The 16,975-nt window shown below is 72.6% G+C and carries 17 protein-coding genes; 12 read left to right on the top strand and 5 right to left on the bottom strand.

What is annotated here, in order from left to right:
- The first annotated feature begins 57 nt into the window (after positions 1-57).
- Together ACZ6J5_RS22230 and ACZ6J5_RS22235 are read left to right on the top strand one after the other, a co-directional pair.
- Positions 58-1,122: an aldo/keto reductase gene (locus tag ACZ6J5_RS22230; protein WP_469394044.1), complete on the top strand. Its 1,065-nt coding sequence runs from the start codon at positions 58-60 to the stop codon at positions 1,120-1,122.
- Between the two features lie 173 nt (positions 1,123-1,295).
- A complete protein-coding gene (locus ACZ6J5_RS22235; protein ID WP_469394208.1) occupies positions 1,296-1,508 on the top strand; it encodes a DUF397 domain-containing protein in 213 nt (70 codons plus the stop codon).
- Positions 1,509-1,578: 70 nt separating this feature from the next.
- Here ACZ6J5_RS22235 and ACZ6J5_RS22240 read toward each other — a convergent pair whose 3' ends face one another.
- Positions 1,579-2,082, bottom strand: coding sequence for an ATP-binding protein (locus ACZ6J5_RS22240; RefSeq protein ID WP_362469304.1), 504 nt, complete (start codon positions 2,080-2,082; stop codon positions 1,579-1,581).
- Positions 2,083-2,432: 350 nt separating this feature from the next.
- Here ACZ6J5_RS22240 and ACZ6J5_RS22245 point away from each other — a divergent pair, with 350 nt between their 5' ends.
- From ACZ6J5_RS22245 to ACZ6J5_RS22270, 6 genes are all read left to right on the top strand, one after another.
- The gene (locus tag ACZ6J5_RS22245; RefSeq protein WP_469394046.1) at positions 2,433-3,305 is read left to right on the top strand and encodes a helix-turn-helix domain-containing protein; all 873 of its coding nucleotides are present in this window, start codon (positions 2,433-2,435) and stop codon (positions 3,303-3,305) included.
- A gap of 126 nt (positions 3,306-3,431) precedes the next feature.
- The gene (locus ACZ6J5_RS22250) at positions 3,432-4,901 is read left to right on the top strand and encodes an aldehyde dehydrogenase family protein (protein ID WP_469394048.1); all 1,470 of its coding nucleotides are present in this window, start codon (positions 3,432-3,434) and stop codon (positions 4,899-4,901) included.
- Between the two features lie 137 nt (positions 4,902-5,038).
- The gene (locus ACZ6J5_RS22255; RefSeq protein WP_469394050.1) at positions 5,039-5,581 is read left to right on the top strand and encodes a DinB family protein; all 543 of its coding nucleotides are present in this window, start codon (positions 5,039-5,041) and stop codon (positions 5,579-5,581) included.
- Between the two features lie 10 nt (positions 5,582-5,591).
- Positions 5,592-6,206, top strand: coding sequence for a PadR family transcriptional regulator (locus ACZ6J5_RS22260; RefSeq protein WP_469394052.1), 615 nt, complete (start codon positions 5,592-5,594; stop codon positions 6,204-6,206).
- A 126-nt stretch (positions 6,207-6,332) separates the two neighbouring features.
- Positions 6,333-7,310: an ATP-binding cassette domain-containing protein gene (locus tag ACZ6J5_RS22265; protein WP_469394210.1), complete on the top strand. Its 978-nt coding sequence runs from the start codon at positions 6,333-6,335 to the stop codon at positions 7,308-7,310.
- On the top strand, positions 7,307-8,071 hold the full coding sequence (locus tag ACZ6J5_RS22270) for an ABC transporter permease (RefSeq protein WP_469394054.1): 765 nt from the start codon (positions 7,307-7,309) through the stop codon (positions 8,069-8,071). Before ACZ6J5_RS22265 ends, ACZ6J5_RS22270 begins: the two co-directional genes overlap by 4 nt.
- Before the next feature lie 26 nt (positions 8,072-8,097).
- Here the strand turns inward: ACZ6J5_RS22270 and ACZ6J5_RS22275 are convergent, their stop codons facing one another.
- Positions 8,098-9,366, bottom strand: coding sequence for an ion channel protein (locus tag ACZ6J5_RS22275; protein WP_469394056.1), 1,269 nt, complete (start codon positions 9,364-9,366; stop codon positions 8,098-8,100).
- Between the two features lie 137 nt (positions 9,367-9,503).
- Here ACZ6J5_RS22275 and ACZ6J5_RS22280 point away from each other — a divergent pair, with 137 nt between their 5' ends.
- Positions 9,504-10,265: a MerR family transcriptional regulator gene (locus ACZ6J5_RS22280; protein WP_469394058.1), complete on the top strand. Its 762-nt coding sequence runs from the start codon at positions 9,504-9,506 to the stop codon at positions 10,263-10,265.
- Positions 10,266-10,281: 16 nt separating this feature from the next.
- Here the strand turns inward: ACZ6J5_RS22280 and ACZ6J5_RS22285 are convergent, their stop codons facing one another.
- A complete protein-coding gene (locus ACZ6J5_RS22285) occupies positions 10,282-10,650 on the bottom strand; it encodes a YbjQ family protein (RefSeq protein WP_469394060.1) in 369 nt (122 codons plus the stop codon).
- Positions 10,651-10,962: 312 nt separating this feature from the next.
- Here ACZ6J5_RS22285 and ACZ6J5_RS22290 point away from each other — a divergent pair, with 312 nt between their 5' ends.
- On the top strand, positions 10,963-11,664 hold the full coding sequence (locus tag ACZ6J5_RS22290) for a DedA family protein (protein WP_469394062.1): 702 nt from the start codon (positions 10,963-10,965) through the stop codon (positions 11,662-11,664).
- A 184-nt stretch (positions 11,665-11,848) separates the two neighbouring features.
- Here the strand turns inward: ACZ6J5_RS22290 and ACZ6J5_RS22295 are convergent, their stop codons facing one another.
- Entirely contained in the window at positions 11,849-13,507 is a 1,659-nt protein-coding gene (locus ACZ6J5_RS22295) for a threonine/serine exporter family protein (RefSeq protein ID WP_469394212.1), read from the bottom strand.
- Positions 13,508-13,656: 149 nt separating this feature from the next.
- The gene (locus ACZ6J5_RS22300; protein WP_015034462.1) at positions 13,657-14,148 is read right to left on the bottom strand and encodes an inorganic diphosphatase; all 492 of its coding nucleotides are present in this window, start codon (positions 14,146-14,148) and stop codon (positions 13,657-13,659) included.
- A 105-nt stretch (positions 14,149-14,253) separates the two neighbouring features.
- Here ACZ6J5_RS22300 and dacB point away from each other — a divergent pair, with 105 nt between their 5' ends.
- Together dacB and ACZ6J5_RS22310 are read left to right on the top strand one after the other, a co-directional pair.
- The gene (dacB, locus tag ACZ6J5_RS22305; protein WP_469394064.1) at positions 14,254-15,726 is read left to right on the top strand and encodes a D-alanyl-D-alanine carboxypeptidase/D-alanyl-D-alanine endopeptidase; all 1,473 of its coding nucleotides are present in this window, start codon (positions 14,254-14,256) and stop codon (positions 15,724-15,726) included.
- Between the two features lie 60 nt (positions 15,727-15,786).
- Positions 15,787-16,935, top strand: coding sequence for a zinc-dependent metalloprotease (locus ACZ6J5_RS22310; protein ID WP_469394066.1), 1,149 nt, complete (start codon positions 15,787-15,789; stop codon positions 16,933-16,935).
- The last annotated feature ends 40 nt before the right edge of the window (positions 16,936-16,975 follow it).

The raw sequence follows: 16,975 nt of genomic DNA on the forward strand, positions 1-16,975 counted from the left end.
GGTCGGCGGGGCCACCGCCCGACCGGCACCATGCGGACGACCAGGGGGGAACGGACCATGCGCTACCGCGTACTCGGCGGCACCGGCATAGAGGTGAGCGCCTACTGTCTGGGCACCATGATGTTCGGCGCGGTCGGCAACCCCGACCACGAGGACTGTGCCCGCATCATCCACAGCGCCCTCGACCAGGGGATCAACTTCCTCGACACGGCCGACATGTACTCGGCGGGCGAGTCCGAGGTCGTGGTCGGCAAGGCCCTGCGGAGCAGGGGCGGGCGCGACGACGTGGTGCTCGCCACGAAGGCGCACTTCCCGCTGGGCGAGGGCCGCAACCGGAGCGGCAACTCGCGGCGCTGGCTCGTCCGCGCCGTGGAGGACAGCCTGCGGCGGCTGGACACCGACTGGATCGACCTCTACCAGGTCCACCGGCCGGACCACACCACCGACATCGAGGAGACCCTCGGCGTGCTCGGCGACCTCGTCCGGGACGGCAAGATCCGGGCGTTCGGCTGCTCGGCCTTCCCCGCCGAGCAGCTCGTCGAGGCGCACCACGTCGCCGAGCGGCGCGGGCTCCAGCGGCTGCGCACCGAGCAGCCGCCGTACTCGCTGCTCGCCCGAGGCGTGGAGCGGGACGTGCTGCCGGTGGTGCGGCGGCTCGGGATGGGCGCGCTGACCTGGAGCCCGCTGGCCTCGGGCTTCCTCACCGGCCGCTACCGCAAGGGGCGGCCGATCGACCTGGGCAGCGGGCGGGCGGCGCTCAACCCGGCGCGGTTCGACCCCGCGCTGCCGGTGACCGCGGCCAAGCTGGACGCCGTCGAGGAGCTGACCGCGATCGCCGGGGACCTCGGGCGCACCCTGCCGGAGCTGGCCGTGGCCTTCCCGCTGGCGCACCCCGCCGTCACCTCGGTGATCATCGGCCCGCGCACCGGGGAGCAGCTGGCGGCCACCCTCAGGGGGGCGGACCTGGTCCTGGACGACGCCACGCTCGACCGGATCGACGCCGTCGTCCCGCCCGGCACCAACCTGTACCACCCCGACGGCGTCTGGCAGCCGCCCGCCCTCACCGACCCGGCCCTGCGCCGTCGTCTTCCCGGCCGGCGTTCGGCGGCGCAGCCCGCCTGACCTGCCGTCAAGTCCTTCTACGTACAGTCGCGTAGTCACTACGCCACCCCGCGTGCACGTGCATCTGCTCATGCAGCCGCATATGAACACAGCTATGATCCGAGGAAGTTGACACATGCATCAAGAATCTCGGGGAGCTACCAGTGCATCACGCGCCTCACGCGTACAACGGCATGGCGGCCACGGATCTTCGTGATGTCGTGTGGCAGAAGAGCCGGCACAGCAACTCCCAGGGCTCCTGCGTGGAGTTCGCCAAGCTGCCGGGCGGCGAGGTCGCCGTCCGCAACTCGCGTTTCCCCGACGGGCCCGCGCTCGTCTACACGCCCGCCGAGATAGAGGCGATGCTGGCGGGCGTGAAGGACGGGGAATTCGACCACCTGGTGTGAGACGGGAACGCGTGAGGGCCCCGGCGGCACCTGCCGCCGGGGCCCTCACGCGTTCGTATGCCCGGGTGCGCTACTCCGGCCCCAGCCGGAACAGCGCCCACACCACCTTGCCGTGCAGCGTGCCCGCCAGCGGGTGCCAGCCCCAGCTGTCGCTGAAGGACTCCACCAGGAACAGCCCCCGGCCCGACTCGGCGGCGAAGTCCTCGCCGCCCGCGCGCGCCTCCGGGCTCTCCTGGCTCGGGTCGCGCACGGCGCACACGAGGCGCGAGGCCCAGCGCATGAGGTGCAGCCGGACGGGTGGATTCAGGCCGTCCTCGTACGAGGGGCCCGCGTCCCCCGGCACCGCGTGGCGCAGGGCGTTGGTGACGAGCTCCGAGACGACGAGGGCGACGTCGTCGAACCGGTCCGCGAGGTCCCAGTTGTCCAGCGTCCGGCAGGTGAACTTCCGTGCGCCGCGCACCGCTTCGTAGCGGGGCGGCAGGGCGCAGGAGGCGGAGTTGGAGACGGTCGCGGGATCGATCGGCGGGAGACCCTGCCGTAACGGCTCGAGCATGGTCGATCCATTCGGTCCCATGCGAGGCACTCCCGGGAATCGCGACTGTGGTGCGACAACTGGTGCGACAACGGTGCGACAGCGCGCGTGCGTACACGGCTGTGCGGGCTCCATGGTTCCGAATGCGCCGGAGGGATGCAAGGGCAGATGCACGTGCACGCGCCTGACCTGTCCGTCCCCGTGCCGAATCTATGCATAAGTCGCCCCGTCCGGACCGGGCGGCTGCCCGGAACCCGCCCCCGATCCGTAATCGAATGTGTACGCGCTGAAGCGTTTAGTGGCAGAATCCGGGGCTCGACGGGGGCTCGGCATTCGGATTGATCCAGATTGATCTTGAGGGGCGGGAGCACCGTGATGGGGAGGCTGGAGCCGTGACGGCAGGCGAAGCGGGCGGGGCGAGCGGGAGCGTGGTGCGCCGCATCCTGCTGGGCTCCCAGTTGAGGCGGCTGCGCGAGTCGCGCGGCATCACCCGGGAGGCGGCCGGCTATTCCATCCGCGCGTCCGAATCCAAGATCAGCCGTATGGAGTTGGGAAGGGTGAGCTTCAAGGCCAGGGACGTCGAGGATCTGCTCACCCTCTACGGGGTCGGCGACGAGGCCGAGCGCGGCTCGCTCCTCGGCCTGGCCCGCGAGGCCAACGTGGCCGGCTGGTGGCACAGCTTCGGCGACGTGCTGCCCGGCTGGTTCCAGACCTACGTCGGCCTCGAAGGCGCCGCCTCCCTCATCCGGATCTACGAGGTGCAGTTCATCCACGGACTGCTCCAGACCGAGGCCTACGCACACGCCGTCGTCACCCGGGGGATGCCCGGCGCCCCGCGCGCCGAGATCGACCGCCGGGTCGCGCTGCGCCTGGAGCGCCAGAAGGTGCTGGTCTCCGAGCGCGCCCCGCAGTTCCACGCGGTGCTCGACGAGGCGGCGCTGCGCCGCCCGTACGGCGACCGGTCCGTGATGCGGGGGCAGTTGAGGCATCTCATCGAGATCTCCGAGCACCCGAACGTCACCCTCCAGGTGATGCCCTTCAGCTTCGGCGGGCACGCCGGCGAGAGCGGCGCCTTCACGATGCTGAGCTTCCCGGAGTCCGACCTCTCCGACGTCGTCTACCTGGAGCAGCTGACCAGCGCCCTCTACCTCGACAAGCGCGAGGAGGTCGCCCAGTACGCCCGGGTGATGGAGCGGCTGCGCGAGGACAGCCCCGACCCGGCCGAAAGTCGCGACCTTCTCCGAGGTCTCCTCCAACTCTCCTGATACGTACGCCTGATACGTAAGTACGATGACGTGACATCAGTGTGTCCGGTGGCCCGTGTGTCACCGGCACTCCGTCCGTCCGGTGCCGGCGTCGGCCGCCGCGGGTCAGGGTAAGGGGTCTCGTTCATGTCGTCTGTCGCCTCCAGATTCACCGAACTGGCCCACCAGTACATCGACGGCGAATGGAAGCCGGGCAGCGGCTCCTGGGACATCATCGACTTCAACCCGTACACCGGGGAGAAGCTCGCCTCCATCACCGTGGCCACCGCCGCCGAGGTCGACCAGGCCTACCGGGCCGCCGAGCGGGCCCAGGCCGAGTGGGCCGCGACCAACCCCTACGCCCGGCGGCTGGTCTTCGAGCGGGCGCTGCGGATCGTCGAGGACCGCGAGGACGAGATCGCCGAGGCGATCGTCGCCGAGCTGGGCGGCACCCGCCTGAAGGCCGCCTTCGAGCTGCACCTGGCCAAGGAGTTCCTGCGCGAGGCGGTGCAGCTCGCGCTGCGCCCCGAGGGCCGCATCCTGCCCTCGCCGGTGGACGGCAAGGAGAACAGGGTCTACCGGCTGCCGGTCGGCGTCGTCGGCGTCATCTCGCCCTTCAACTTCCCCTTCCTGCTGTCGATCAAGTCCGTCGCCCCGGCCCTCGCGCTCGGCAACGGCGTGGTCCTCAAGCCGCACCAGAACACCCCGGTCTGCGGCGGCACCCTGGTCGCCAGGGTCCTGGAGGAGGCGGGCCTGCCGGCCGGGCTGCTCAACGTCGTCGTCACCGACATCGCCGAGATCGGCGACGCCCTGCTGACCCACCCGGTGCCGAAGGTCATCTCCTTCACCGGCTCCGACCGGGTCGGCCGGCACGTGGCCACCGTCTGCGCCCAGAACTTCAAGCACGCCGTGCTCGAACTCGGCGGCAACAGCGCCCTGATCGTCCTCGACGACGCCGACCTCGACTACGCGGTGGACGCGGCCGTCTTCAGCCGCTTCGTGCACCAGGGCCAGGTCTGCATGGCCGCCAACCGCATCCTGGTGGACCGCGCCGTGGAGACGGAGTTCACCGAGAAGTTCGTGGCGAAGGTGAAGACCCTGCGGGTCGGCGACCCGGCCGACCCCGCCACCCACATCGGCCCGCTCATCAACTCCCAGCAGGCGGAGGCCGTCTCGGCGCTCGTCGAGCAGACCGTGGCGGGCGGCGCGACCGCGCTGCTGCGCGGCGGGGTGGAGGGCAACGTCGTCGCCCCGTCCGTGCTCGCCGGCATCCCCGCCGACGCGCCCGTCCTCAGCCAGGAGATCTTCGGACCGGTGGCCCTGATCGTCGCCTTCGACGGCGAGGACGAGGCCGTCCGGATCGCCAACGACACCCCGTACGGGCTCAGCGGCGCCGTGCACACCGGGGACATCGAGCGGGGCGTGCGGATCGCCAAGCGGATCCACACCGGAATGATCCACATCAACGACGGCACCGTGCACGACGAGCCGATCGTCCCCTTCGGCGGCGAGAAGCACTCGGGCATCGGACGGCTCAACGGCGAGGCGATGATCGAGGCCTTCACCACCCAGAAGTGGATCTCGATCCAGTACGGCCGCAGCCGCTTCCCGTTCTAGTTCCACGGGGCTTCCGGTGGCGGACCGATCGAGGACAGAAGCTGTCCGCAAGGGTCCGTAGCGTGAGGGGTGTCGAAAGGCGGGGAACGGATTCCCCGGCCGGCACCCCTCGGCCGTATCCACGAAAGGCGGACATCATGGTTGCCCTGGTTCCCACGGAGGCCCCCGGCGACGAGCGCGGAGCGTTCCTCAACTTCATCGAGGCGCAGCGCGCCGCGATCGTGCGGGCCTCCCTCGGCCTCACCGAGGAGCAGGCGGCGAGCCGCCCCAGCGCCAGCGAGCTCAGCCTCTCGGGCCTGATCAAGCATGTCGCCGAGGTCGAGCTCAACTGGCTGCGGCTGGCCCAGGAGCGCCCGAACCAGCGGCAGCGGAGCGAGGAGACCTGGGGCGAGGCCTTCCGGCTCGTCGACGGCGAGACGATTCCGGAAGTCGTGGCCTTCTGGCAGGGCGTCGCCAAGGAGACCGAGGAGTTCGTCCGGAGCGTGCCCAGCCTGGACGACACCTTCCCGCTGCCGCCCGCGCCCTGGTTCCCGGTGGACGGGCGGGTCTCGGTCCGCTGGATGCTGCTGCACCTGGTCCAGGAGATGGGCCGGCACGCCGGGCACGCGGACATCATCCGGGAGTCCCTGGACGGCAAGGGCTCCTTCGAGCTGATCGACCTGGAGAATCGGACTTCCTAGACTCGGGGGCATGTCAGCAATCCGCCTTCTCGTCCTGGGCGCGGTCAAGCAGCACGGCCGCGCCCACGGCTACCAGGTGCGCAACGACCTGGAGTACTGGGGCGCGCACGAGTGGTCCCACGCCAAGCCGGGCTCGATCTACCACGCCCTCAAGCAGATGGCGAAGCAGGGACTGCTGCGCGCCGACGAGAGCGCGCCCAGCACGGCGGGCGGCCCGCCGAGGGTCGAGTACGAGATCACGGAGGCGGGCCGCGAGGAGTACCTGCGGCTGCTGCGCGCGGCGGTGTCCACGTACGGCCAGGACATGGACGTGCTGTCGGCGGGCATCGGCTTCATCGTGGACCTGCCCCGGGCCGAGGCGCTGGAGCTGCTGCGGGCCCGGCTGCGGGACCTGGACGCCTGGCGGACCTCGGTCACGGAGTACTACACCCCCGAGGGCGGGCCGGAGCAGCTCGGCCACATCGGGGAGATCATGCACCTCTGGGTGCACTCGGCCGACGCGGGCCGGGTCTGGACGCTCGGCCTGATCGACCGGATCGAGGCCGGGGCGTACGTGTTCGCGGGGGAGGGCGAGCCCTTCGTGGGCGTGCTGGCGGAGGGCGAGGAGAACCCGTACGCGCGGTGAGCGCGGCGGCCGGCCACGTGCCGGGGGCGGCTAATCAAGTTTGACTAGGCCCCGTGCGGGGCATAACCTCCGCCGCGAACGACTGATCAAGTTTGACTAGTCGAAAGGATGTCGATGTCGATGCCGATGTCGAGGGAAAGCGACGCGATCCTCATCGAGGGCGCCCGGAAGCGGTACGGTGACACATACGCCCTGGACGGCCTCGACCTGGCCGTCCGGCGCGGCACCGTGCAGGGCCTGCTCGGCCCCAACGGAGCGGGCAAGACCACGACCGTCCGGGTCCTGGCCACCCTGCTCCGGCACGACGAGGGCCGGGTGACGGTGGCCGGCTTCGACGTCCGGGACCGGGCCCGCGAGGTGCGGCGCCGGATCGGGCTGCTGGGCCAGCACGCGGCCCTGGACGAGGAGCTGTCCGGGCGGCAGAACCTGGAGATGTTCGGGCGCCTGCACCACCTGGGCGCGCGCGGCGCGGGCCGGCGGGCCGACGAGCTCCTGGAGCGCTTCGGGCTCGCGGACACCGGCCCCAAGGCCGTCCGCGCCTACAGCGGCGGGATGCGGCGGCGGCTCGACCTCGCGGCCTCGCTGATCACCGACCCCGAGGTGCTGTTCCTGGACGAGCCGACGACGGGCCTGGACCCGCGCGGGCGGGCCGAGGTCTGGGACTCGGTGCGCTCCCTGGTCGGCGGCGGCACGACGGTGCTGCTCACCACCCAGTACCTGGAGGAGGCGGACCGGCTGGCCGACCGGATCGCCGTGGTCGACCGGGGCCGGGTGGTCGCCGACGGCACCCCCGACGAGCTGAAGACCCGGGCCGGCCGGGACCGCGTCGACGTGGTCGTACGGGACGGGGCGCGGCTCGACGAGGCCCTGCGGGTGCTCCCGTTCGCCCCCGGGGAGGCGGAGGTGGACCGGGACCGGCGGCGGATCAGCGCCCCGGTGCGGGACCGGATGGCCGCCCTCGCCGAGACCGTGCGGGCGCTGGAGGCGGCGGGGATCGAGGCGGAGGACCTGGCGCTGCGCCGCCCGACGCTGGACGAGGTGTTCCTGCGCCTGACGGGCGCGCGGGACGAGGAGCGGGACGAGAAGGCGGAGGTGGCCGCATGAGCGCGGCGTACGTGGCGGGCGACTGCTGGACCATGACCCGGCGGGAGCTCGCGCACTGGGCGCGGCAGCCCGTCCAGGTGCTCGTCGGGCTGGTCTTCCCGGTGATGATGCTGCTGATGTTCGGCTATCTGGTCGGCGGCGGGCGGGCCGTGGACGGCGACTACGTCGACTTCCTCGTCCCGGGGATGCTCACGCTGACCATGGTCTTCGGCCTCGAAGGCACCATGACGGCGGTCACCCGCGACCTGGACAGGGGCGTGATCGACCGTTTCCGCTCGATGCCGATGGCCGACGGCGCCGTCCTCGTGGGGCGGGCCGCCGCCGACATGCTCCAGTCGGCGGTGGGGCTGCTGCTGATGGCGGGCGTCGGCCACGCGATCGGCTGGCGCGTCCACGGCGGCGCCGGCGCCTTCCTGGCGGCGATGGGGCTGCTGCTCCTGCTGCGCTTCGCGATGCTGTGGATCGGCATCCACCTGGCGCTGCTGGCGGGCCGCGCGGAGCTGGTGCAGGCGGTGCAGATCCTGGTCTGGCCGGTCGGCTTCCTCTCCAACGCCTTCGCCGCGCCGGAGTCGATGCCGGGGTGGCTGGGCGCGGCCGTGGAGTGGAACCCGATGTCGGCGACGGCGACGGCGGTGCGGGAACTGCTCGGCGGCCCCGGCGGCGAACCGGGCTGGACCGGCCTCGCCGTGCTGTGGCCGCTGGTCCTGCTCGCGGTCTTCCTGCCGCTGGCGATCCACAGGTTCGCCCGGCTCGGCCGTTAGGGCCGGACGGCAGGTCCCGCGGCGGCTCAGCGCAGGGGCTCGCCGTGCTCGTCGAGCTCCAGCATCGGGCGGCCGGTGACGACCAGCCAGGCGGGCAGGATCGCGATGCAGAGCACGGCGAGCATCGAGGGCGAGGCGGCGAGCACGGCGGCGACGAAGAGGCTCACCCAGCCCTGACGGGTGGTGGCGAGCAGGATGCCGAGGACGCCGGCGGAGACGGCCACGGCCGGGTGGATCTCGGGGACGAGGGCCTGGGCGCACAGCCCGAAGGCGGCGCCGATGAAGACGGCGGGGAAGACCCGGCCGCCGCGGAAGCCGCAGGCGGCGGCGACGAGCAGGGCGACCGTCTTGACCACGGCCAGCTTGGCCAGCTCGCCGGAGCCGAAGACGCCGATGTTCTCGGCGAGCTCCCGGGTCTCCTCCAGGCCCTTGAAGAGCGTCAGGTGCCCGCCCAGCGCCCCGAGCAGGCCCAGCACCAGCCCGCCGAGCGGCAGCATCACCATGGGGTGCCGCAGCCGCTGGAAGGCCCGGTGGACGTACGGGAAGGCGTAGCAGGACAGCAGGCCGAAGGCGGCGGCGAGGGTGGCCACGACCAGCGCGGCGAGGAGGTCGCCGAGCCCGGGGTGGTCCAGCGGCGGCAGCCCGATGTCGAAGCTGGGGTTCGAGACGAGCTGGGTGGTCATGGCGCCGGCGCCGGCGGCCACCAGCGGGGCGAAGAGCCGGTCCCACAGCGAGCCCTTGCCCGGCTGGGTGGTCATCGCCTCGGAGAGGACGAGGGCGGCGGCCACCGGGGTGCCGAAGAGGGCGCCGAAGGTGGCGGAGGTGGCGAGCGAGACCCACATGGGGGCGGGCAGGGCGGGGTGGAGCATCCGGCCGAGCCAGAAGGAGAGCGCGATGGCGGCGACGATCGTGGGGTTCTCGGGGCCGAGGCTGACGCCGCCGGCGAGGCCGAAGGTGGCGGCGAGGAGCAGCCCGGGGACGACGGAGGGGGCGACCGGGGCGCCGCCGAGCCCGCCCTCGGCCGGGTCGCCGCCCGCGTGCCCGTACACCTTCCACACCACGAGGCCGACGGCGACGCCGGTCGCGGTCAGCAGGGAGATCATCCACAGCGAGGAGTAGCGCCCGACGCCGAGCGCGTCCGGAAGGGTGTGCCACAGCACGTGCTGGAGCTGCTCGGCGACCGCGCTGATGCCGAGGAAGAGCAGGGCGGACCCCACACCGACCACCAGGGCGGGCAGGATCTGGGGCAGCAGGATCCGGTGGGGCGCCTCGGGGGCGGGGATGTCGGTGGCCACCGCCTCACCATAAATGGACAAAAGCGACACAACATCCCGAGAATCGCGCCGCGTCGGGCCCGTCCCCGCTTGCACCTCACGCCGCGTCAGGGCCGAGGCTGGTCCGCGAACCGACACAGAGAAGGGGCGGGAAGCCCATGAGCTACTCGGTGGGACAGGTCGCCGGCTTCGCCGGGGTCACGGTGCGCACGCTGCACCACTACGACGCGATCGGGCTGCTCTCGCCCGGCGGGCGCAGCGCGGCCGGACACCGCCGCTACGCCGACGCGGACCTCGACCGGCTCCAGCAGATCCTGTTCTACCGGGAGCTCGGCTTCCCCCTCGAAGAGGTCGCCGTCCTCCTCGACGACCCCGGCGCCGACCCGCGCGAGCACCTGCGGCGGCAGCACCGGCTGCTCACCGAGCGCATCGGGGAACTGCGGGGGATGGCGGCGGCCGTCGAGCGCGCCATGGAGGCGAGACGCATGGGCATCAACCTCACGCCCGAGGAGAAGTTCGAGGTCTTCGGCCACAAGGACCCCGAGCGGTACGCGGAGGAGTCCGCCCGCCGCTGGGGCGGCACCCACACCCACGAGGAGACGCTGGCCCGGGTCGCCACGTACACCAAGGACGACTGGGCGCGGATGAAGGAGGAGGTCGACGCCTGGGGCTCCGCCTACGCCGCCCTCATGGACGCGGGCGAGGAGCCCGGCTCCCCGGCGGCCCTGGAGCTCGCCGAGGCCCACCGCGCCCACATCACCAAGTGGTTCTTCGACTGCCACCCCAAGCACCACCAGGGGCTGGCCGAGATGTACGTCGCCGACGACGGCTTCCGGGCCTTCTACGACGCGATCCACGAGGGCCTGGCCGAGCACCTGCGCGCCGCGATCCACGCCAACGCGCGCCGCCTGGCCGGCTGAGCCCCGGAGCGAGGCCCTAGGCGCGCGGCGCGATGACGACCGCGGTCCCGTACGCGCACACCTCGGTGCCGACGTCGGCGGCCTCGGTGACGTCGAAGCGGAACATCAGCACCGCGTTCGCGCCGCGCGCCTTCGCCTGCTCCACCAGCCGCTCCATCGCCTGGTTGCGGGTCTGCACCAGGGTCTTCGTCAGGCCCTTCAGCTCCCCGCCGATCATCGACTTCAGGCCCGCGCCGATCTGGCTGCCCAGATGCCGGGACCGCACGGTCAGGCCGAAGACCTCGCCGATCACCTGGCGCACCTCGTATCCCGGCACGTCGTTCGTCGTGACGACCAGCACATCCGACCCGGCGCCCTGGCCGCCGCCGTACTCGTCGATGCCCATCCGCATCCACCTCCTGGCCTCCGCCGGCCGCTCCCGGCTTCATCCGGTCTCTCCTGGCCTGTCCTGGCCTCCCAGCCTGCGGGCGGCCGGGCGGCGGCGCATCCGGAACGCGTCCGCGCGGAGTCCGCCCGCCCCGGGTGGAACCCGGGGGGTTCACTCCGCGTTGATAGTTTGGGGCCGCAGTCCGTACGACAATCTCCTGGACGCGCCCCCGCGTCCTCCCCCGTTTTCCATGCTTTCCCGCCTTTCCCCGTCTTTCACCGTCCTTCCCCGTCCTTCTTCGCCCCCACAGATCGCAGGAGCCCGGAACCCGTGAACACGCTTGCCCTCGGTCCGAGCTGGCTGGACCCGGACTATCTGATCCAGACCTTCGGTCTGATCGGCGTCCTCGTCATCGTCTTCGCCGAGTCCGGACTCCTGATCGGCTTCTTCCTGCCGGGCGACTCGCTGCTCTTCACCACCGGCCTGCTCGTCACCACGGGCAAGCTGGACCAGCCGCTGTGGCTGGTGTGCACCCTGATCGTCGCGGCGGCGATCATCGGCGACCAGGTGGGCTATCTCTTCGGCCGCAAGGTCGGGCCCGCCCTCTTCAAGCGCCCGGACTCCAAGCTCTTCAAGCAGGAGAACGTGGAGAAGGCGCACGAGTTCTTCGAGAAGCACGGCCCGAAGTCGCTCATCCTGGCCCGCTTCGTTCCGATCGTGCGCACGTTCACGCCGATCATCGCCGGCGTCAGCCGGATGAACTACCGCTCGTTCATCACCTTCAACATCATCGGCGGCGTGCTGTGGGGCGCCGGCGTGACCCTGCTCGGCGCCTCCCTCGGCAAGATCGACTTCGTGCACAAGCACATCGAGATGATCCTCGTCGCGATCGTGCTGATCTCCGTCGTCCCGATCGTGATCGAGTACCTCCGCGCCCGCTCCCAGTCGAAGAAGAAGCGCGCCGAGGAGGGCCACGACGGCTCCGGCACCCCGAACCCGCCCGCCGAGCGCGGCCGGCACGCCAAGCGCTGACCCGCCCGCCGGGCGCTGAGCCGCCCGCCGCGTGCCGACCCGCCCGCCGCGTGCCGACCCGCCCGCCGCGTGCCGACCCGCCCGCCGCGTGCCGACCCGCCCGCCGCGTGCCGACCCGGCCGCCGCGACGCCGGACCCGCACGATCACTCCCGCCAGGGGCTTCCAGGACCGTACGAACGGCTCCTAGAAGCCCCTGGTGCGCTTCGCGGCCCGGCGTGCCGCCGCCGCGCCCGGGGCCTGCATGAAGAGCCGGGCCAGCTCGCTCCCCAGGTTCACCCCGATCGCGATCGCCAGCGCCAGCGCCGCCGCCTTGGCCAGCGAGGCGAAGCCCCCGTCCAGGTTGTTCTGGGCGATCGCCAGCACCCCGAAGTACGTCGCCGAACCCGGCAGCAGCGGACCGATCGCCGCCGTCACGTACGGCAGCGAGGAGGTGTGGTGGTAGCGGGCGATCAGCTGCCCGAACAGACCCACCAGACCGGCCGCCACCGCCGTCGCCATCACCGTCGACCCGCCCGCCGTCACCGCGATCGACGCGTAGATCACCCACGCCACCCCGCCGTTCAGCGTCGCGAACAGCACCGTGGCCCGCGACTGCTGGAGCAGGATCGCGAAGGTCGCGCACAGCACCATCGACGCCACGATCTGCGTCACCGGCCGCTCCACCGGCCGCAGCGCCCCCTCCGGATTGAGCTGCGCCCCGAACTGCACCGCCAGGTACAGCACCGACAGCACGCCCACCACGATCGCCACGAAGAAGTAGCCGACCTCCAGCAGCCGGGCCGAGGCCGTGATGTAGAAGCCGGTCAGCCCGTCCTGCACGGCCGCCACCAGCGACCGCCCCGGGATCAGGGCGAACAGGCCACCCGTGATGACCGCCGAGGGCCGCAGATCGGCGTGCAGCATGGTCAGTGCCACCCCCATGGCCGCCGGCGGCATCGCCGCCACCAGGAACTGGTAGAACTCCGGCAGCCCGCGCCCCGCGCACAGCCACGCCAGCCGGTCGCCCAGCACCGCGCCCAGCGCCGCCACGAAGAAGACCGTCGGCCCGCCGCCCAGCAGCACCGACGCCGCACCCGCCAGCAGTCCCGCCGCCGCCGTCAGCACCCAGCCGGGGTACGGGTGCCGGTTGCGGCGGATCTCCGCCAGCCGCCGGTACGCCTCCTCCGGCGTCACCTCGTGCGCCCCGTTGTTGATGTCCGCCAGCAGCCGGTAGACCGCCGCCAGCCGCGTGTAGTCGGTGCCCCGGCGCCGCACCGTGCGGTTCGCCGTCACCGGGTCGTCCACCAGCGAGGGCTGGTACGTGATCGACAGCAGCGTGAAGGTCACCGTCGGCTCGCACCGGTCGAGCCCGTAAGCCCGGCAGATCGCGAACATCGCCGCCTCGACGTCCTCCGCGCCCTCGCCGCCCGCCAGCAGCAGCTCGCCGATACGCAGGGTCAGGTCCAGCACGCGCGGCACCGGCGGCCCGGACTCGTCCTCCTTGCGCGGCCCCTCCGGCACCGGGCGCTCGCCCACCGGCAGCCGCAGCATCGTCCGCATCCGGTCCTGCCATGGCGCGTCCTGCGCCAGCTTGACCAGCGGAATCCCGTACGCGGGCGTGAAGGCGGGCGGGCTGTTCTTCGCCGAGTACGTCGACGGCGGCGCGAAGGCGGAACCTTCCTGCTCCGGCGGTGGCTCCAGAGCGAAACCCTCCGGCAGCGCGAACTCCGAGGTCGGATGCTCCTCCTCGGGCGGCATCGGCGGCTCCACCCCGAGCGGTGGGGCGAACGCGCTGCGCGCCTCGTCCGAGGGCGGCTTCCGGTCCTCCGGGGCCGCCTCAGGGCCGTCCGGCTTCGCCACCACAGTCTCCGCCCTCACTCCCGGCCGGGCACCCGCACGATCACGCCACGGGGCAATCGATCACGCCACTGACGTGCCCAGTATGAATGTGCGAAGGGCGGCGCACCTCAGCAGGTGCACCGCCCTTTTCACGAGCTCAGCCGGAGGGGGGCTCAGTGGCCGCCCTGCTCCTTGGCGCGCGCGTACGACTTCTCGATCTCGGCCTCGGCCTCGGCGCGGCCGACCCAGTCGGCGCCCTCGACGGACTTGCCGGGCTCCAGGTCCTTGTAGACCTCGAAGAAGTGCTGGATCTCCAGGCGGTCGAACTCGGCCACGTGGTGGATGTCGCGCAGGTGCTCCATGCGCGGGTCCGTCGCCGGGACGCACAGCAGCTTGTCGTCGCCGCCGGCCTCGTCCGTCATGCGGAACATGCCGATGGCGCGGCACTTGATGAGGCAGCCCGGGAACGTCGGCTCGTCCAGGATGACGAGCGCGTCGAGCGGGTCGCCGTCCTCGCCGAGGGTGTTCTCGACGTAGCCGTAGTCCGTCGGGTAGGCGGTCGAGGTGAAGAGACGGCGGTCCAGGCGGATCCGACCGGTCTCGTGGTCGACCTCGTACTTGTTCCGCGACCCCTTGGGGATCTCGATGAGAACGTCGAACTCCACGGGTGGATCTCCTCCTGAATCAACACATGTCAATGCTCGCGACGACGCGCGGTGGTTAAGTGTCTCTCACGTACGGTCTTGATCGCGAAAGGGGCTGGTCATCACATGCCGGAGCCGAGAACCTGGCGGTACGTGGCGGGCTCCGCCGTGCTCGGCCTGACCCTGGCCGCAACAGCGGCGACCGCGGCCGGCCCGTGGGACTCCGGTCAGCGTAAGGCCGAGCGGGCCCGCGCGACCGCCGCCGGCCCCAGGGGTGGCGCACATCACGCCGGACCCCCCGCCGCCGACGCCCCCAGGGCCCCCGCGCCCGCCCCCAGCGCCCCCGGCGTCCTGCGCGCCCTCGGCGCCCCGACCGGCCCCGGAACCACCGATTCCGCCGACGCCCCCGGCACCCCCCGGACCACCCGCACGGGCGACCCCGCCGACTGGGCCGGCCTCCTCGGCCCGCTCCTCGCCGACCCCGCCCTCGGCCCGCTGCGCACCGCCTCCCTCGTCGACACCGCCACCGGCCGGCAGCTCTACGCGACGGGCGCGGGCACCCCCATGACCCCCGCCTCCACGATCAAGATCGCCACCGCCACCGCCGCCCTCTCCGCCCTCGGCCCCGACCACCGCATCGGCACCACCACCGTGACCGGCGCCGACGGCCGCACCGTCACCCTCGTCGGCGGCGGCGACCCCACCCTCGACCGGGCCCGCCTCACGAAGCTCGCCCAGGCCACCGCCCGCGCCCTCAAGGCCCCCGGCCGCACCCCCGGCCCCGTCCGCCTCGCCTACGACACCGGCCTCTACAGCGGACCCGCGCTCCACCCCATCGGCCCCAACGAGAACATCGCCCCGCTCAGCGCCCTGATGACCGACGAAGGCCGCCTCGACGGCAGCCGCAGCGGACCCGCCCCCCGCACCGCCGACCCCGCCGGCGACACCGCCCGCGCCTTCGCCGGCCTGCTCCGCGCCGCCGGGGTCACCGTCCAGGGCGCCCCCGCCCCCGGCCGCGCCCCCCACGGCACCCGCGCCGTCCCGCTCGCCCGCACCGACTCCGCGCCCCTCGCCGACCTCGTCGAACGCACCCTCACCACCAGCGACAACGACCTCGCCGAAGCCCTCGCCCGGCAGACCGCCCTCGCCCGCGAACAGCCCGCCAGCGCCGCCGGCGCGGCCAAGGCCGTCCACGACGAACTCGCCCGACTCGGCCTTCCCGTCACCGGCGCCCGCTTCGCCGACGGCAGCGGCCTCGACCGGAACGACCGCGTCTCCGCCGCCCTGCTCACCGGCATCCTCACCCGCGCGGCCGACCCCGCCCGCCCCGCCCTGCGCCCCGTCCTCACCGGACTGCCCGTCGGCGCCTTCAGCGGCACCCTCGCCGGCCGCTTCGGCACCGGCACCACCGCCCCCGGCGCCGGGCTCGTCCGCGCCAAGACCGGCACCCTCACCGGAGTGAACACCCTCACCGGAACGGTCGTCACCGCCGACGGCCGCCTCCTCGCCTTCGCCTTCCTCGCCGGCCGCACCGACTCCCCCGACACCGCCCAGCCCGCCCTCGACCGGCTCGCCGCCGCCCTCGCCGCACCCCGCTGACCCGGCGCGACCGCCGCCCGAACCCTCACCGAACGCGCCCCGAGCCCGTACGGTTGACGCATGACGAGCATCGGTGGTGCAGGCACATCGGGGATGGTCGACTGGAATCTCGCCGTCGCGACGGCGACCCGCCTGGTGCGCCCGGGCCCCGAGGTCAGCCGGGAGGAGGCCCGCGCCGTCGTCGCCGAGCTCCGCGAACACGCCAAGGCCGCCGAGGAACACGTCCGGGCCTACACCCGGATGATCCCCGAGGACCGCGACCCCGCCGACACCCCCGACACCCCCGTCCTCGTCGTCGACCGGGCCGGCTGGATCAAGGCCAACGTCGCCGGCTTCCGCGAACTGCTCTCCCCGCTCCTCGACAAGATGCAGGAACGCCGCTCCACCACCCCCGGCGGCACCGTCCTCAGCAGCGTCGGCGGCAAGGTCACCGGCGTCGAGCTCGGGATGCTGCTCTCCTTCCTGGCCTCCCGCATCCTCGGCCAGTACGAGACCTTCGCCCCCGCCACCCGCGAGCTGCCCGCCGGGGCCGACGGCGCCGGCCGCCTCCTGCTCGTCGCCCCCAACATCGTCCACGTCGAGCGCGAGCTCGACGTCTCCCCGCACGACTTCCGGCTCTGGGTCTGCCTCCACGAGGAGACCCACCGCACCCAGTTCACCGCCGTCCCCTGGCTCCGCGACCACCTCCAGGGCGAGATCCAGTCATTCCTCGCCGCCACCGACGTCGACCCCTCCACCGTCGTCGAGCGCCTCCGCGAAGCCGCCCAGGCCCTCGTCGGCGGCCGGCCCGAGGGCGAACAGGGCGAACCCGGCCCCTCCCTCGTCGAACTCGTGCAGACCCCCGAGCAGCGCGAGATCCTCGGCCGCCTCACCGCCGTGATGTCCCTGCTCGAAGGCCACGCCGACTACGTCATGGACGGCGTCGGCCCCGACGTCGTCCCCTCCGTGGCCGAGATCCGCGAGAAGTTCCAGCAGCGCCGCGCCCGAGGCGCCTCCCGCCTCGATCTCGCCCTGCGCAAGCTCCTCGGCCTCGACGCCAAGCTGCGCCAGTACCGCGACGGCGAGCGCTTCGTCCGCGCCGTCGTCGACGAGGTCGGCATGGACGGCTTCAACCGCGTCTGGACCTCGCCCAACACGCTCCCCACCAAGAGCGAGATCGCCCGCCCCGCCGACTGGGTGGCGAGGGTGCACCGTAGGGCAGACTCATGAGGCGGATGCGCCGGATGGCGGAAGAACACCCCACCAATCA

This window comes from Streptomyces sp. NPDC042100 (genome assembly GCF_055582325.1).